The sequence below is a fragment of the Streptomyces sp. NPDC001728 genome (assembly GCF_040297565.1).
Classification (GTDB): domain Bacteria; phylum Actinomycetota; class Actinomycetes; order Streptomycetales; family Streptomycetaceae; genus Streptomyces.
In genome coordinates, this window is the sequence record NZ_JBEOZK010000010.1 from 233070 (window position 1) to 247109 (window position 14040).

Consider the following 14040-nt stretch of genomic DNA (forward strand, 5'->3'; position numbering starts at 1 on the left):
GGTCCGAGGCGAAGGGCGGCCTGACCGTACGCCTCGACCCGGAGGCCGGGGGTGGCGTGAGGCCCCGGCATCGGAGCGCGCACCCCGGGACGGCCCTGTCGCGCCGCAGGCTCTACTCCAGGAAGTCCCGGGCGATTCGGGCCGCCGTGTCCTCAAGCAGTGGGCCCGCGTTCGCGATGCACTTCGCCGTGTCCGGTTCCAGGTCCGTGAGGGCGTACGCGCGGCGGATGCCGGCGGCGCCCAGGGCCTCCGGCGGGAGGGCCAGTCGGCCGCAGACCGCGACGACCTCCTTGCCGGCGGCGCGGGCCGCCGCGGCGACGCCCGCCGGGGCCTTGCCGTGCAGGGTCTGCTCGTCGAGCGAGCCCTCGCCGGTGATGACGAGCGTCGCGCGCTCGAGGGCGGGGGCGAAGCCGAGGACGTCCAGCATCAGTTCGATGCCGGGACGGAAGCTCGCGCCGAGGATGAGCGCGCCGTAGCCGATGCCGCCCGCGCCGCCCGCGCCCGGGGCGAGGGCCGCCTCGGCCGCCTTGGGGCCGATCGCCTTCTCCAGGACGGTGGCGAAGTGGGCGAGGGCCGCGTCCAGGGTGCGGACGTCGTCCGGGGTGGCGCCCTTCTGCGGTCCGTAGACAACGGGGGCGCCCTTGGGGCCGGTCAGCGGGTTGTCGACGTCGCTGGCGAGGATCAGGTCGACCGTCTCGAAGCGGGGGTCGAGACGGCCCAGGTCGGCGGTGGCGAGACCGGCGAGGGCCGCGCCGCCGGGGCCCACGGGCTGACCGTCCGCGTCGAGGAGACGCGCGCCGAGCGCGGCGAGCATCCCGGCGCCGCCGTCGGTGGTGGCGCTGCCGCCGACGCCGAAGACGACGGTCGTCGCACCGGCGTCCAGGGCCGCGCGGAGCAGCTCACCGGAGCCGTACGTGGTGGCCGTGAGCGGCGCGAACACACCGGCCGGGAGGAGCTGGAGGCCCGAGGCCTCCGCCATCTCGACGACGGCGGTGGTGCCGCGCAGCGCGAACGCCGCGGTGACCGGTTCGCCGACCGGCCCCGTCACCCGCACCTCATGCCGTTCGAATCCGGCCGCGATGGCCGCCGCGACGGTGCCGTCGCCGCCGTCGGCGACGGGCAGGGTCTCCACCGTCAGCTCCGGGACGACCCGTCGCAGTCCTGCTGTGACCCGCTCCGCGACCTGCACGGCCGTGAGCGAGCCCTTGAACTTGTCGGCCGCCACCAGCACGTGAGCGACCTGAGTTGCTGCTCCGTCCGTCACCTTGCATCCCTTGCTTTCGAACGTGCAGTCGCGCCGAGGCCGACCCTATCCGTACCTCCGGACGGCGTGCCACCCCCGGATTGGCCCATATTTCGCACCATAGTGGGGTCACATGAGTACGGAACCGATGGAACGGGGCCAGATGGACCCGCCCGACCAGCACGCGCCCGACGGCAAGGTCATCGGGATCGGTGTGGCTGCCGTCGTCGCCGTCGTCGCCTGGGCCGCCCTGGGCGAGGACTCCTTCGACAGCGCCTCTTCCGCGGCCCTGCGGTGGGTCCTGGCCAACTTCGCGTGGCTGTTCGTCGTCGCCGCCGACACCTTCCTGGTGCTGTGCGTGGCGATCGCGCTGAGCCGGTTCGGCCGGATCAGGCTGGGTCCGGACGACTCGGAGCCCGAGTTCACCAATCTGGCGTGGATCGCGATGATGTTCAGCGCCGGCATGGGCATCGGTCTGATGTTCTACGGGGTCGGGGAGCCGCTCCAGCACTATCTGAGCCCTCCCCCGGCCAGCGGCGCGTCGGCGAGTACCGGTGCCGCCGCGCTGACGGCGATGGAGTACTCGTTCTTCCACTGGACGCTGACCCCGTGGGCGATCTACGGCATCGCCGGGCTCGCGCTCGCGTACGCGGGCTTCCGCAAGGGCCGCGGCAACCGGCTGAGCGCGGCGTTCGTGCCGTTGATGGGGGTCCGGCGGGCGGAGTCCTGGCAGGGCAAGGCGATCGACCTGCTCGCGGTGTTCGCGACGGTGTTCGGCACGGCGACGAGTCTGGGGCTCGGCGCGCTCCAGGTCGCCGAGGGCCTGAACCTGACGATGAGCGTGGAGAACTCGACCGCCACCCAGCTGATCATCATCGTGGCGCTGTCGGCGGCCTTCGTCCTCTCGGCGTTCTCCGGGCTCCACAAGGGCGTGAAGTGGCTCTCCACGATCAACATCGTCCTCGCCGCCTGTCTGATGCTGTTCGTGTTCCTGCTCGGCCCGACCGTCTACATCCTGGACACCATCCCCGCCTCCGTCGGCGGCTATCTGGACCAGCTGCTCCCGATGGCGAGCCGCACCGGCGCCTTCACCGACCGTGCATGGCTGGGCACGTGGACGATCTTCTACTGGGCGTGGTGGCTGTCCTGGGCGCCGTTCGTCGGCACCTTCATCGCCCGGATCTCGCGCGGCCGGACCATCCGGGAGTTCCTGATGGGTGTGCTGCTCGTGCCGTCCGGGGCGACGGTGATCTGGTTCTGCGTGATGGGCGGTACGGCGATCCGGCTGGAGTCCACGGGCGCGGCGGACCTGGCGACGGCGGTCAAGGACGGGGCGGAGGCCTCGCTCTTCGCGATGCTGGAGGCGCTGCCGATCGGCACGGTCACCTCGGTCATCGCGATGCTGCTCGTCATGACGTACTTCGTCACGAGCGCGGACTCGGCCTCGCTGGTCATGGGGTCGCTGACGAGCCGCGGCTCGCTGAACCCGCCGACCTGGCTGGTGGTGACCTGGGGCGTCCTGATGGCCGCGGTCGCGGCGGTGCTGCTGGTGGTGGGCGGGCTGAACTCGCTCCAGACGGCGACGATCCTGGTGGCGCTGCCGTTCGTCCTGGTGATGCTGGTGCTGTGCTTCGCCCTCCTGAAGGAGCTGCGGGAGGACCCGGGCGCGGGCCCGGCCCGGCACCACGCGCTGCACGGCCTTCGGGACGCGGTGCGGGCGCTGGTCGGGGAGGCGATGACGGAGCAGGTCGGCGACCGCCAGCAGCGACCGCGCCGGGCGGCGAAGTCACGCACGGAGATGGAGCCGCCGGGGGGCGAGGGCTGAGCGGCCGGGGCGGGGTGACCGGCCGGGGGCGGGTGACCGGCCGGGAGCGGGTGACCGGCCGGGAGCGGGTGACCGGCCGGGGGCCCACCCCGTCGCGCCCCGCCGCGCGCGTCACCGCCCCGTTCGGTACACCGGAGGTATGGGCCTCACGCGCGCGGAACTCGCCGACCGGATCCTGGGCGGCTGGACGGGCCGGATCGCCGGGAACATGCTGGGCAAGCCCGTGGAGCAGGGCGATCACTGGACCCGGGAGCACATCGACGCGTATCTGCGGCTGACCGGCGCGCTCCCGCTCACGGACTACCTCCCTCCCCCGCCCCCCGGCGCGGAGGGTTTCGAGCTGCGCCCCGAGTGGGAGCGGTGTGTGCGCGGCGGGATCGACGGGAGCTGCCGGGACGACGACATCGACTGGTCGATCCTCTCGCTGCACCTCCTGGAGGCGTACGGCTCCGGCTTCACGACCGAGCAGGTGGGCCGGGAGTGGCTGCTGCGGCTGCCGTACCTCCAGACCTTCACGGCCGAGCGGGCCGCGTACCGGAACCTCGTCGACGGGCTGCCGCCGCCGCTGACGGCCACGTACGACAATCCGTACCAGGAGTGGATCGGCGCGCTGATCCGCGCCGACGCGTACGGCTGGACCTGTCCGGGCGATCCGCGCCGGGCCTCCTCGCTGGCGCGGCGGGACGCGGTCCTCTCGCACACCGGGAACGGGGTGTACGGGGCGATGTGGGCGGCGGCGCTGATCGCGGCGGCCTTCACCGCGCCGGACGTCGGGTCGGCCCTGGAGACGTCCCTCGAAGGGATTCCGGCGGGCAGCCGGCTCGCCAGGACCGTACGGGACACGGCGGCGCTGTACGGGGCGGGGCTCGACTGGTCGACCACGCTCACCACTCAGGCGGAGCGTACGGCGGGGCTCGACTGGATCCATGTCGTCCCCAACGCCGCCGTTCTGACCGCCGGACTCCTGTACGGGGAGGGGGACTTCACCCGCACGATCGCGCTGACCGTGCGGGGCGGTCTGGACACGGACTCCAACGGCGCGACGGCCGGATCGGTGGCGGGGGTGATGTGCGGCGCGGCGGCGATACCGCCGCACTGGTCGGAGCCGCTGCGGGACCGGGTGAGCAGCGCGGTCCTCGGCTTCGACGGCATCCGGATCAGCGAACTGGCGGAACGGACGCTGCGGTTGGCCGAGCGGACGAAGTGAGGGGGCGGAGTGAGGGGCGGAGTGAGGGGCGGAGTGAGGGGCGGAGTGAGGGGGCGGAGTGAGGTGAGGGGGCGGAGTGAGGGGGCGGCTCGCTCCGTACCCGTCGTGACGCCGTCGGTCATCCGGCTCAGAAGAGGGCGTCCGGTTCCGCCGCACCCGATTCGAAGGCGAGCAGCCGCTGCTTGCGGTCGAGCCCGCCGCCGTAGCCGGTGAGGCCACCGCCCGCCCCGACCACCCGGTGGCAGGGGACGATGATGCCGACGGGGTTCTTGCCGTTGGCGAGGCCCACGGCGCGGGAGGCGCCGGGGTTGCCCAGTTCCTCGGCGAGTTCGCCGTACGTCCGGGTCTCCCCGTAAGGGATGCGGCACAGCTCGGCCCAGACCCGCAGCTGGAACTCGGTGCCGATCAGGTGCAACGGCAGGTCGAACTCGGTGAGTTCGCCGGCGAAGTACGCGTCGAGCTGGCGGACCGCCTCCCCGAAGGGGCGCGGGTCGGGCTCGCCGAAGGTCTCCTCGGGCGGGCGGTGGCGCTGGCCGGTCATGTGGAGGCGGCTGAGGACGCCGTCGACGGCGACGAGGGTCAGCGGCTCGTACGGACTGTCCACGACGGTGTGCCGGACGGTGGGGGCCATGGCGGTTCAGTGTCCTTCACTGGGCAGGAGGTTGATCGGGTGGTCGTCGGTCGCCCACAGGTACTGGACGGCGTAGGCGCGCCAGGGGCGCCAGTGCGCCGCGCGGGCGGTGAGGGCGGCCGGGGTGCCGGGCAGGCCGAGGCCTTCGGCGGCGCGGCGGACGCCGAGGTCGCCGGGGACGAAGGCGTCGGGGTCGCCGAGGGCCCGCATGGCGATGATCTCGGTGGTCCAGGGTCCGAATCCGGGCAGGGCGAGCAGCCGGGCGCGGGTCTCCTCGCGGTCCTCGGCGGGGCCGAGGGACAGGGAGCCGTCGGCGAGGGCGCGGACCAGGGTGAGGAGGGTGGTGCGGCGGCTGCGGGGCAGGGCGAGGGTCTCGGGATCGAGGGCGGCGAGCGCCTCGGGGCCCGGGAAGAGGTGGGTGAGACCGCCCTCGGGGTCGTCGACGGGGGTGCCGTGCGCGGTGACGAGCCGGGCGGCGTGGGTGCGGGCGGCGGCGGTGGAGACCTGCTGGCCGAGGACCGCCCGTACGGCGAACTCGTCGGGGTCGACGGTCCCGGGCACCCGGCGGCCGGGCGCCGGGTCCACGATCGGCGCGAGCAGTGGGTCGGCGCGCAGCCGCTCGTCGACGGCCACGGGGTCGGCGTCGAGGTCGAGGAGGCGGCGGCAGCGGCTGATGGCCTGGGTGAGGTCGCGGGGGTCGGTGAGGGAGAGACGGCAGGCGATGTGGTCGGCGCGGGGCGCGAGGGCGACGATGCCGTGCCCGTAGGGGAGGCTCAGGGTCCGCCGGTAGGCGCCGTCCCGCCATTCCTCCACGCCGGGGACGGCGGTCGCGGCGAGGTGGCCGAAGAGGTTGGAGGGTTCGAGGGGGGTGCGGAACGGCAGCCGCAGGCTGATCACACCGGAGGTGGCGGCGGCGGTTCCGGCGCCGCCGGACCGGCGGGCGGCGCGGGCGCGGAGTTCGCCGGGGGTCAGCGCGAAGACCTGGCGGACGGTGTCGTTGAAGGTGCGGATGGAGGCGAAGCCGGCCGCGAAGGCGATCTCGCCGAGCGGCATCGGGGTCGTCTCGATCAGGACCCGGGCGGTCTGGGCGCGCTGGGCGCGGGCCAGGGCGAGCGGGCCCGCGCCGAGTTCCGCGAGGAGCTGGCGTTCGATCTGGCGGGTGGACCAGCCGAGCCGCCGGGCCAGCCCGGGGACGCCCTCCCGGTCGACGACCCCGTCCTGGATGAGGCGTACGGCGCGGGCGACGGCGTCGGCGCGGACGTTCCACTCGGGCGAACCGGGGCTGGTGTCGGGGCGGCACCGCTTGCAGGCCCGGAATCCGGCGCGCTGGCAGGACGCGGCGCTGGGGTGGAACTCCATGTTCTCGGGCTTGGGGGGGACGACCGGACAGCTGGGCCGGCAGTAGATCCGGGTGGTGCGGACGGCGGTGAAGAACACGCCGTCGAACCGGGCGTCCTTCGACTGGACGGCCCCTACGCAGCGCTCGGTGTCGGTGTGCATGGTTCAAGGATCGGGGACCGACGGCCGATGGGCTGGCGAGAAAACGACATGGACCTCCGGCCCCGGCCGGGGGCTCAGCCGGTGGCCGTCCGGTAGTGGGTGGTCAGCCGGCCGTCCTCGCCGAGGACGTGGAAGGCGAGCGCGGGCGACTGGTCCGGGACGTGCGGATCCGTCCCTGGGCGCTCCTAGGAGAGCCGGAGGGTCGAGACGACGCCCGGGGCGACGAGCAGCGGTCGACCGGCGAAGGTCGTGGCGGCCGTGTGGGCGTGGCCCGCGAGGAAGACGGTGAGGTGGGGGTGGCGGCCGGCGAGCGCGGCGAGCCGCTCCTCGCCGAACTGCCGGATCCCGTCCACGTAGGGGGTGTGCAGGGGGACGGGCGGGTGGTGGAAGGCGACGAGGACGGGCACCTCGCGCGGGGTGGCGGTGAGGACGCCGTCCAGCCACTCGATCGTCGCGTCCGCCAGGAAGCCCTCGTCCTTGCCGGGGACGGAGGAGTCGCAGAGGGCGATCACAAGGCCCTCGCCGCGGAGCACCTGGTTGACGGGGGCGGCGGGGTCCCCGGCCGCCGGAGTGCCCGGGGCGAGGAGGGCCGCCCGGAAGGCGGCCCGCTCGTCGTGGTTCCCGGGGCAGGCCCTAGCGCCCGCCGACCGGGCCGACGTACGTGCCGGGGCGGGTGGCCGCGTCCTGGCGGAGGACCGAGGAGAAGTCCCAGGTCAGCGTGGTCGAGTGGGTCTCACCGGGCGGGGTGACGACGATCTTCTTCGGCTTGAACTCGACGCTGCGGTCCGCCGGGTCGTAGGACAGGTACGTGATGGTGAAGCTGGTCGAGGCCCCAGGCGCCAGCGTGACCTGCTGGGGCTTCTGGGAGGTCTGCCGGGTGAGCGACCAGGTGTCGTCGCCGACGAGGTCGACGCCCGGGTAGCCGTTCAGCACGCAGGTGGCGCCGCCCTTGTTGGTCAGGGCGACGACGACCGCTCCCTGCTCGCCGACGGACTGGGCGCCGCTGCCGGGCGCGACCGCGAAGCCGAGGCCGGCGGTGGTGCAGCGCGTCGCCGCCCCGGAACCACCGGAACCGGAACCGGAACCCGAACCGCCGGACGTACCGCCGGACGCGGAACCGGAAGCCGAACCGGACGTCGAACCGCCGGAGGTACCGCCCGAGGAGGAGGTACCCCCCGACGACGTACCGCCCGAGGAGGAACCGCCCGACGACGTGCCGCCGGTGGTCGCGGCGGACGAGGACGACGAGGCGGACGGTGCCGGGGCCGAGGACGCACCGGGCCCCGCCGAACTGCCGCTCGCCGACCCGGTCGACGAGGGGCCGGAGCAGCCCGTCACGGCGAGGCCGCACACGAGCGCGACGGTGGAAAGGACCGGAACACGAAGACCACGCAAGGCGGGAACTCCCCCGTTGGTGTGCCGCGTTCGGGCGGCACAAGATCACTTGTCGGCACACGATCACATGCCGCTACGCGGTCGGCCGCACCGGCGCGCCGGACTATTCGAACCGCGTGGTGTCCCCGGCCCCACGGCGCAGGATCTCGGGCTCACCACTGGAGAAGTCGACGACAGTGGTGGGTTCGGTTCCACAGTCGCCGGAATCCACCACCGCGTCGACCTGGTGGTCGAGCCGCTCCTTGATCTCCCAGCCCTGGGTGAGCGGCTCGGCCTCGTCGGGCAGCAGGAGGGTGCTGGAGAGCAGCGGCTCGCCGAGTTCGGCCAGCAGCGCCTGGGTGACGACATGGTCGGGGATGCGGACGCCGACCGTCTTCTTCTTGGGGTGGAGGAGCTGGCGCGGCACCTCCTTCGTCGCGGGCAGGATGAAGGTGTACGGGCCGGGGGTCGCCGCCTTGACCGCGCGGAAGACGTCGTTGTCGATGTGCACGAGCTGGCCCAGCTGGGCGAAGTTCTGGCACATGAGTGTGAAGTGATGCCGGTCGTCGAGGTCGCGGATCGCACGGATGCGGCTGATGCCGTCCCGGCTGCCGAGGCGGCTGCCGAGCGCGTAACAGGAATCCGTGGGGTACGCGACGAGCGCCCCGTTCCGGATGCTGTCGGCCACCGCTGCGATGGTGCGCGACTGGGGGTTGTCGGGGTGCACGTCGAAGTACTTCGCCATGGCGACAGTCTATTTTCGCAGCCGTCGCCAGACCGCCTTCGCCGCGTTGTGGCCGGACATGCCGTGCACACCGGGTCCCGGCGGGGTCGCGGAGGAGCAGAGGAAGACCGCCGGGTGCGGGGTGGCGTAGGGGCGGAGCGAGAGGGTGGGGCGCAGCAGGAGCTGGAGACCGCGGGCGGCGCCGCAGGCGATGTCGCCGCCGACGTAGTTGGCGTTGTGCGCGGCGAGCTCGGGGGGTCCCGCGGTGGCGCGGGCCAGGACGCGGTCGCGGAAGCCGGGGGCGAAGCGCTCGATCTGACGCTCGATCGCCTCGGTGAGGTCGCCGGTCCAGCCGTTCGGCACGTGGCCGTACGCCCAGAACACGTGCTTGCCCCCGGGGGCGCGGCTCGGGTCGACGAGGCTGGGCTGCGCGGTGATGAGGAAGGGGGCGTCGGGGGCGGTGCCGGAGGAGGCCTGGCGCAGGGCGGTGCCGATCTCCCCGGCGGTGGGGCCGATCTGTACGGTGCCGGCGCGCCGGGCCTCCTCGGCGGTCCACGGCACGGGGCCGTCCAGGGCGTAGTCGACCTTGAAGGCGCTCGCGCCGTACTTGTAGTGGTCGTAGTGGCCGCCGAAGCCCGCGATCCGGGCGAGGGCGGTCGGCGAGGTGTCGAAGACGTAGGCGCGGGCCGGGGGCAGGTCGTCGAGCCGCTTGACCTCGAAGTCGGTGTGGACGGCGCCGCCGAGGTCCTTGAGGTAGGCGGTGAGGGCGTCGGAGACGGACTGGGAGCCGCCCCGGGGCATGGGCCAGCCGTTGGCGTGGGCGGCGAGCGCGAAGATCAGGCCGACGGCGCCGGTGGCGAAGCCGTCGAGCGGGGCGATGACATGGCCGACGAGCCCGGCGAACAGGGCGCGGGCCTTCTCGTCCCGGAAGCGGCGCATCAGCCAGGTGGACGGCGGCAGTCCGGCGAGGCCGAAGCGGGCGAGGGTGACGGGGTCGCGGGGCAGCGCGGTGAGCGGCAGCTGCATGAAGTCCCGGGCGAGGGTGTCCCAGCGACCGCGGAAGGGGGCGACGAGCCTTCGGTACGCGCCCGCGTCGCGCGGCCCGAAGGAGGCGGCGGTCTCGGCGACGGAACGGGCGAGGACGGCGGCGGTCCCGTCGTCCCAGGGGTGGGCCATGGGCAGTTCGGGGTGGAGCCAGTCCAGTCCGTACCGCTCCAGCGGCATCGTCCGGAAGACGGGCGATCCGATGCCGAGGGGGTGCACGGCGGAGCAGGGGTCGTGGCGGAAGCCGGGGAGCGTGAGTTCCTCGGTCCTGGCGCCGCCGCCGACGGTGGACCTGGCCTCGAAGACGGCCACGGAGAAGCCCCGGCGGGCCAGTTCGACGGCGGCGGTCAGTCCGTTCGGCCCCGCTCCCACGACCACGGCATCGAGCATCGACGTCACCTTCGACACCTTCGGACTCCTTCGTCAGCCGATGGCCAAGGCTCCCAGGATAGGCCGGTGGTGGCGCCGGACCCAGGGGCCCCCGGGGGTCGCCGCTTCAGGCGCTCACCTCCCCCGGTGCCCGTCGCCCGCGAGGAGGGTGCGGATGCGCTCGGCGGTCGCCGTGTCCCGGGCCACCGTGAACGGCAGCGCGTTCCCTCCGGTGACGCGGAACGGCTCGCCGGCGATCGTCGTCTGCGCGCCGCCGGCCTCGGCGACGAGGAGGAGCCCGGCCGCGTGGTCCCAGGCGTACTCCCAGGAGAAGGCGGTGGCGTCGAGCGTGCCCCGGGCCACGGCCAGGTATTCGAGGCCCGCGGAGCCGCAGGGCCGGGGGGCGACGCCCTCGGTGACCAGGCCGAGCAGGGCGCGCTTCTGGTCCGGGGTGGTGTAGTCGGGGTGCGAGGTGGCGACCTCCAGGACGGCGCCGGGCGCGGGCGAACCGGCGTGCAGCGGCTGCCCGTTGAGGGTGGCGCCCCGGCCGCGTACGGCGACGGCGAACTCTTCGAGGGCGGGCGCGAAGGTCCAGGAGGCGAGGAGTTCGCCGTGCAGGGCGAGCGCGACGAGGGTGCAGAAGCCGGGGTCGCCGTGCACGAACTGGCGGGTGCCGTCGACGGGGTCCACTATCCACACCGGGGCGTCGCCGCGCAGCGCCTCGTAGAGGGCCGGGTCGGCGTGGACGGCTTCTTCGCCGACGACCACGGAGCCGGGAAGCAGCGCGGTCAGGGAGGCGGTGAGATGGGCCTCGGCGGCCCGGTCGGCGACGGTGACCAGGTCGTGCGGCCCGTTCTTCTCGACGATCTCCTCCGCGGCGAGCTGCCGGAAGCGCGGCATGATCTCGGCGGCGGCCGCCTTGCGGACCGCCTCCTCCACCTCGGTCGTACGGCCGCCGAGGACGTGCTCAAGGAAGTCATCGATCATGTGTCCAGCTAAGCACGCGGGACTGACGGCCGGACCGGTGCACTTGTCATCCTCCGTTTCCCCGAGGAGTACCCTTTGGCCGAGTTCACCCCTTACATGCAGGGAGGGTCCGTGCACGGCGCGTACCACGGCGAGTACAAGGTCCCCGGCGGAAAGCTGGTGGTCGTCGACCTCGACGCCGGGGACGGCGTCCTGCGGAACGTCCGGGTGGCCGGGGACTTCTTCCTGGAGCCCGACGAGGCGATCCTGTCGATCGACCGCGCCCTGGAGGGCGCGCCGGTCGACACGGACGCCACCGGGCTCGCGGCCCGGATCGACGCGGCGCTGCCGCCGGGCACGCAGATGTTCGGGCTGACCACGGAGGGCATCGGGGTCGCGGTCCGCCGCGCCCTCGCCCACGCCACGGACTGGACCGACTACGCCTGGCAGCTGATCCACGAGCCGCCGCAGTCCCCCGCCCTGCACATGGCACTCGACGAGGTCATCACGGCCGAGGTGGCCGCCGGCACCCGGCCGCCGACCCTGCGGGTCTGGGAGTGGGGCGCCCCCGCGGTGGTCATCGGCAGCTTCCAGTCGCTGCGCAACGAGGTCGACCCGGAGGCGGCCGGGCGGCACGGCATCCAGGTGGTCCGCCGGATCAGCGGCGGCGGGGCGATGTTCGTCGCAACGCATAGGCACTACGGGATCGCCGCCTAGCGATCCTGCAGCACCTACAGCCGCAAAGTGCAGCAATCGCGACAAAGGTCGGCCGGAAAACTGACCTACTCTGCGCGATTGTGAGCACCATCGTGACATCAGCACCACTCCGGCTACGTCCCGTGGAAGAGCAGCCCGCTACCGCAGGCCGCCGCAAGCGCGGCCTGATCTACGTCCGGGTCTCCAAGGCCCGGGCGGACATGATCAGCCCCGAGCTCCAGGTCGGCCATGCCTTGACCCTCGCCCGGTCCGAGAACATCGATGTCATCGCCGAGCCCATCATGGACCTCGGAGAATCGGGTCGCCAGTTCGAAGAGCGCCGGATCGAAGAGATCAAGCAGATGGCGCGCGACGAGCAGTTCGACGTGCTCATCCTGTGGATCTGGTCGAGGTTCGGACGCAACCTCCGCGAGTCCCTCCAGCACCTCGACGCCCTCATGGACTACGGCGTCGAGGACCGGGCCGCCAAGGAGGACTTCGACGGCAAGACGACCATCGGTCGCTTCGCCATCGCCCAGATGCTCAACATCGCCGAGCTGGAGTCCAACCAGAAGGCCGATTCCTGGCGCGACACGTTCGAAAGCCGGCGGAACAAGGGGCTCCCCCACTCCAACCGGGGCCGCTTCGGCTACTACCGCTGCGATACGTGTCCCAAGTGGGAGTTCGGCAAGAAGCTGGAGACCTGCCCGAAGTGCCGCAACGGGATCCTCAAGGTCGACCCGGTGACCGGCCCTGTCCTGGCCCAGCTCTACCGCGACTATGCCGCCGGTATCTCGGTCCGCCGGCTGCTGGTCGACCTCAACCGGCGAGGCATCAAGACCTTCACGGACAAGCCCTTCACGTCCGGTGATCTCCACGCCGCCCTCGACAGCGGCTTCGGCCTCGGCTACGTCCGCTACCTCATACCCGAACTGTCCCACCGCGTCGTCACGAACAAGGACGGCAGCACGAAGAAGAAGCGGGCCAACAGGCAGCGCGACGTCACGGCGTTCCTCTACTACCGCGGTGCTCACGACGCGGTTGTCGACGACCCGGTCGAATGCGAGCGCATCTGGGATGCGTACACCAAGCGCCGCATGGCCCAGAGCGGCCAGAGCTTCTTCTCGAACCGCCCGCGCTACTCCCTCTCCCGGCACCTCCGCTGCTCAGGCTGCGGCGGTCGCATGCAGACCGCTCTGCGCGAAAAGAAGTACCGGCGCCCTCTGGTCGATGGGCTCCCCAACCCGCTCGACGTGACGTTTCGTTGCGCCAATCACATCGACTCGAAGTCGTGTCCGGTGAACGGCACATACATCTCGCTGGCTGTCGCGGAGAAGTGGCTCCTCCATTGGCTCGACCACGAAGCGAAGATGAGCGAGGAGGAAGCCGAGGCGGTCGCGGCGAGGGTCGACGCGCTCAGGACCCAGAGCGACGGCGACCAAGCGCTCCTGACCCGCATCGAGAGCATCCAGAGCCAGCTGGAAGGACTCCGCGCCAAGGACGACAAGCTGACCGACGCAGTCCTCGCCGAGTTGGTGTCCGAGGACTCGGCCCGCCGCAAGCGGGCCGAGCTGGACACCCAGAGGCAGGCGTTGGGACGAGAACAGTCCGAACTGCGCACGAAGTTGAAGGAGGCACCGGTACAGCAGCCCCGCCCGCCCCAGGCGGACCTGCTCACCGCCCGCCGGATCTACCTGGCCGCGGGCCAGGCCGACCGGCGCGAGCTCGTGTCGAAACTAGTCCGCGAGATCCGCGTGAACAAGGGCAAGAGCGGCCCCGGCAAAATCGACGTCTATCCCCTCTGGGAAGCACCGCCGCCGTGGATCCCCCGGGGGTCGCCGACCGGCTCCTGACCGCCGGCACCAACGCCGTACCGAACTGCCAGGACGACCGCGAGATCCCAGAAGTCCCGCAAGCACTCGTCCTTGCTCACGATGTCGGCCCTCAGCACCATCTCACCCTCCGCGAGGCGTTGACCGGCCCTCCGATTGGAGGGGCGGCTTCGAGCGGCCGCCCCTCCAAGATTCGGCATCTTCCCGTTTTGCCCCGGCCGAGTTCTGGTGCTAGCGAGTCGGACCGAGATGGGGACCGTCACCTCTCACCTCTGGGAGGCGGCGGTCCCCATCCAGGCCGGTCCGCATCCCTAGCCCAAGTGACGGCGCGTCTCCCGGCAATCGCCCTTCGCTTCCCGATCTGATGTGCTGGCCCAGCTGCGGAGACCGGGTGGCGGTCGAAGGCCTCTCTCGGGATGGGTCCGCCACGGGCTCTAGCTTCGATCTGTCGTGACGGTCCGTCGGTTCTTTCGGTGGGTCGTTTCGGTTGTTCGGGTCGGTGGTGGCCAGGCTGATGGCCCGGCTGTCGCGTCGGCCGGGCGCCGGGTTCCACGGCTCCGGTGGGGGTAGTGCTGCTCGCAGGGACGGGAACGTGCTGGTCAGCCGGGGTCCGGGTGAGCTTCGAGCCA

At 72.4% G+C, this 14040-nt stretch carries 11 protein-coding genes and 1 pseudogene; 4 read left to right on the plus strand and 8 right to left on the minus strand.

Annotated elements, in window-relative coordinates:
* Positions 1 to 112: 112 nt before the first annotated feature.
* A complete protein-coding gene (locus ABT154_RS17955; RefSeq protein WP_351857780.1) occupies positions 113 to 1264 on the minus strand; it encodes a glycerate kinase in 1152 nt (383 codons plus the stop codon).
* A 112-nt stretch (positions 1265 to 1376) separates the two neighbouring features.
* On the opposite strand from ABT154_RS17955, the gene ABT154_RS17960 reads away from it, so the two are divergent.
* Complete coding sequence (locus ABT154_RS17960) at positions 1377 to 3068, plus strand: BCCT family transporter (protein WP_351857781.1); 1692 nt, start codon at positions 1377 to 1379, stop codon at positions 3066 to 3068.
* Between the two features lie 139 nt (positions 3069 to 3207).
* The gene (locus ABT154_RS17965) at positions 3208 to 4275 is read left to right on the plus strand and encodes an ADP-ribosylglycohydrolase family protein (RefSeq protein WP_351857782.1); all 1068 of its coding nucleotides are present in this window, start codon (positions 3208 to 3210) and stop codon (positions 4273 to 4275) included.
* Between the two features lie 127 nt (positions 4276 to 4402).
* On the opposite strand, the gene ABT154_RS17970 is transcribed toward ABT154_RS17965, so the two are convergent.
* The 7 genes from ABT154_RS17970 to ABT154_RS18000 form a co-directional block, all read right to left on the minus strand.
* Positions 4403 to 4906: a methylated-DNA--[protein]-cysteine S-methyltransferase gene (locus ABT154_RS17970; protein ID WP_351857783.1), complete on the minus strand. Its 504-nt coding sequence runs from the start codon at positions 4904 to 4906 to the stop codon at positions 4403 to 4405.
* Positions 4907 to 4912: 6 nt separating this feature from the next.
* Positions 4913 to 6406, minus strand: coding sequence for an AlkA N-terminal domain-containing protein (locus tag ABT154_RS17975; protein ID WP_351857784.1), 1494 nt, complete (start codon positions 6404 to 6406; stop codon positions 4913 to 4915).
* Between the two features lie 185 nt (positions 6407 to 6591).
* Positions 6592 to 6939, minus strand: a complete 348-nt coding sequence (locus tag ABT154_RS17980; RefSeq protein ID WP_351857785.1) for a metallophosphoesterase family protein — start codon at positions 6937 to 6939, stop codon at positions 6592 to 6594.
* Between the two features lie 100 nt (positions 6940 to 7039).
* The gene (locus ABT154_RS17985) at positions 7040 to 7801 is read right to left on the minus strand and encodes a DUF4232 domain-containing protein (RefSeq protein WP_351857786.1); all 762 of its coding nucleotides are present in this window, start codon (positions 7799 to 7801) and stop codon (positions 7040 to 7042) included.
* Between the two features lie 103 nt (positions 7802 to 7904).
* Positions 7905 to 8525: an L-threonylcarbamoyladenylate synthase gene (locus ABT154_RS17990; RefSeq protein WP_351857787.1), complete on the minus strand. Its 621-nt coding sequence runs from the start codon at positions 8523 to 8525 to the stop codon at positions 7905 to 7907.
* A gap of 9 nt (positions 8526 to 8534) precedes the next feature.
* Entirely contained in the window at positions 8535 to 9938 is a 1404-nt protein-coding gene (locus ABT154_RS17995; RefSeq protein ID WP_351857806.1) for a phytoene desaturase family protein, read from the minus strand.
* A gap of 114 nt (positions 9939 to 10052) precedes the next feature.
* Positions 10053 to 10904, minus strand: coding sequence for an inositol monophosphatase family protein (locus ABT154_RS18000; protein WP_351857788.1), 852 nt, complete (start codon positions 10902 to 10904; stop codon positions 10053 to 10055).
* Positions 10905 to 11000: 96 nt separating this feature from the next.
* Here ABT154_RS18000 and lplB point away from each other — a divergent pair.
* Both lplB and ABT154_RS18010 read left to right on the plus strand, forming a co-directional pair.
* Positions 11001 to 11567, plus strand: a pseudogene (lplB, locus tag ABT154_RS18005) (lipoate-protein ligase small subunit); the annotation flags it as partial.
* A gap of 155 nt (positions 11568 to 11722) precedes the next feature.
* On the plus strand, positions 11723 to 13432 hold the full coding sequence (locus ABT154_RS18010) for a recombinase family protein (RefSeq protein WP_351857789.1): 1710 nt from the start codon (positions 11723 to 11725) through the stop codon (positions 13430 to 13432).
* Positions 13433 to 14040: the final 608 nt, after the last annotated feature.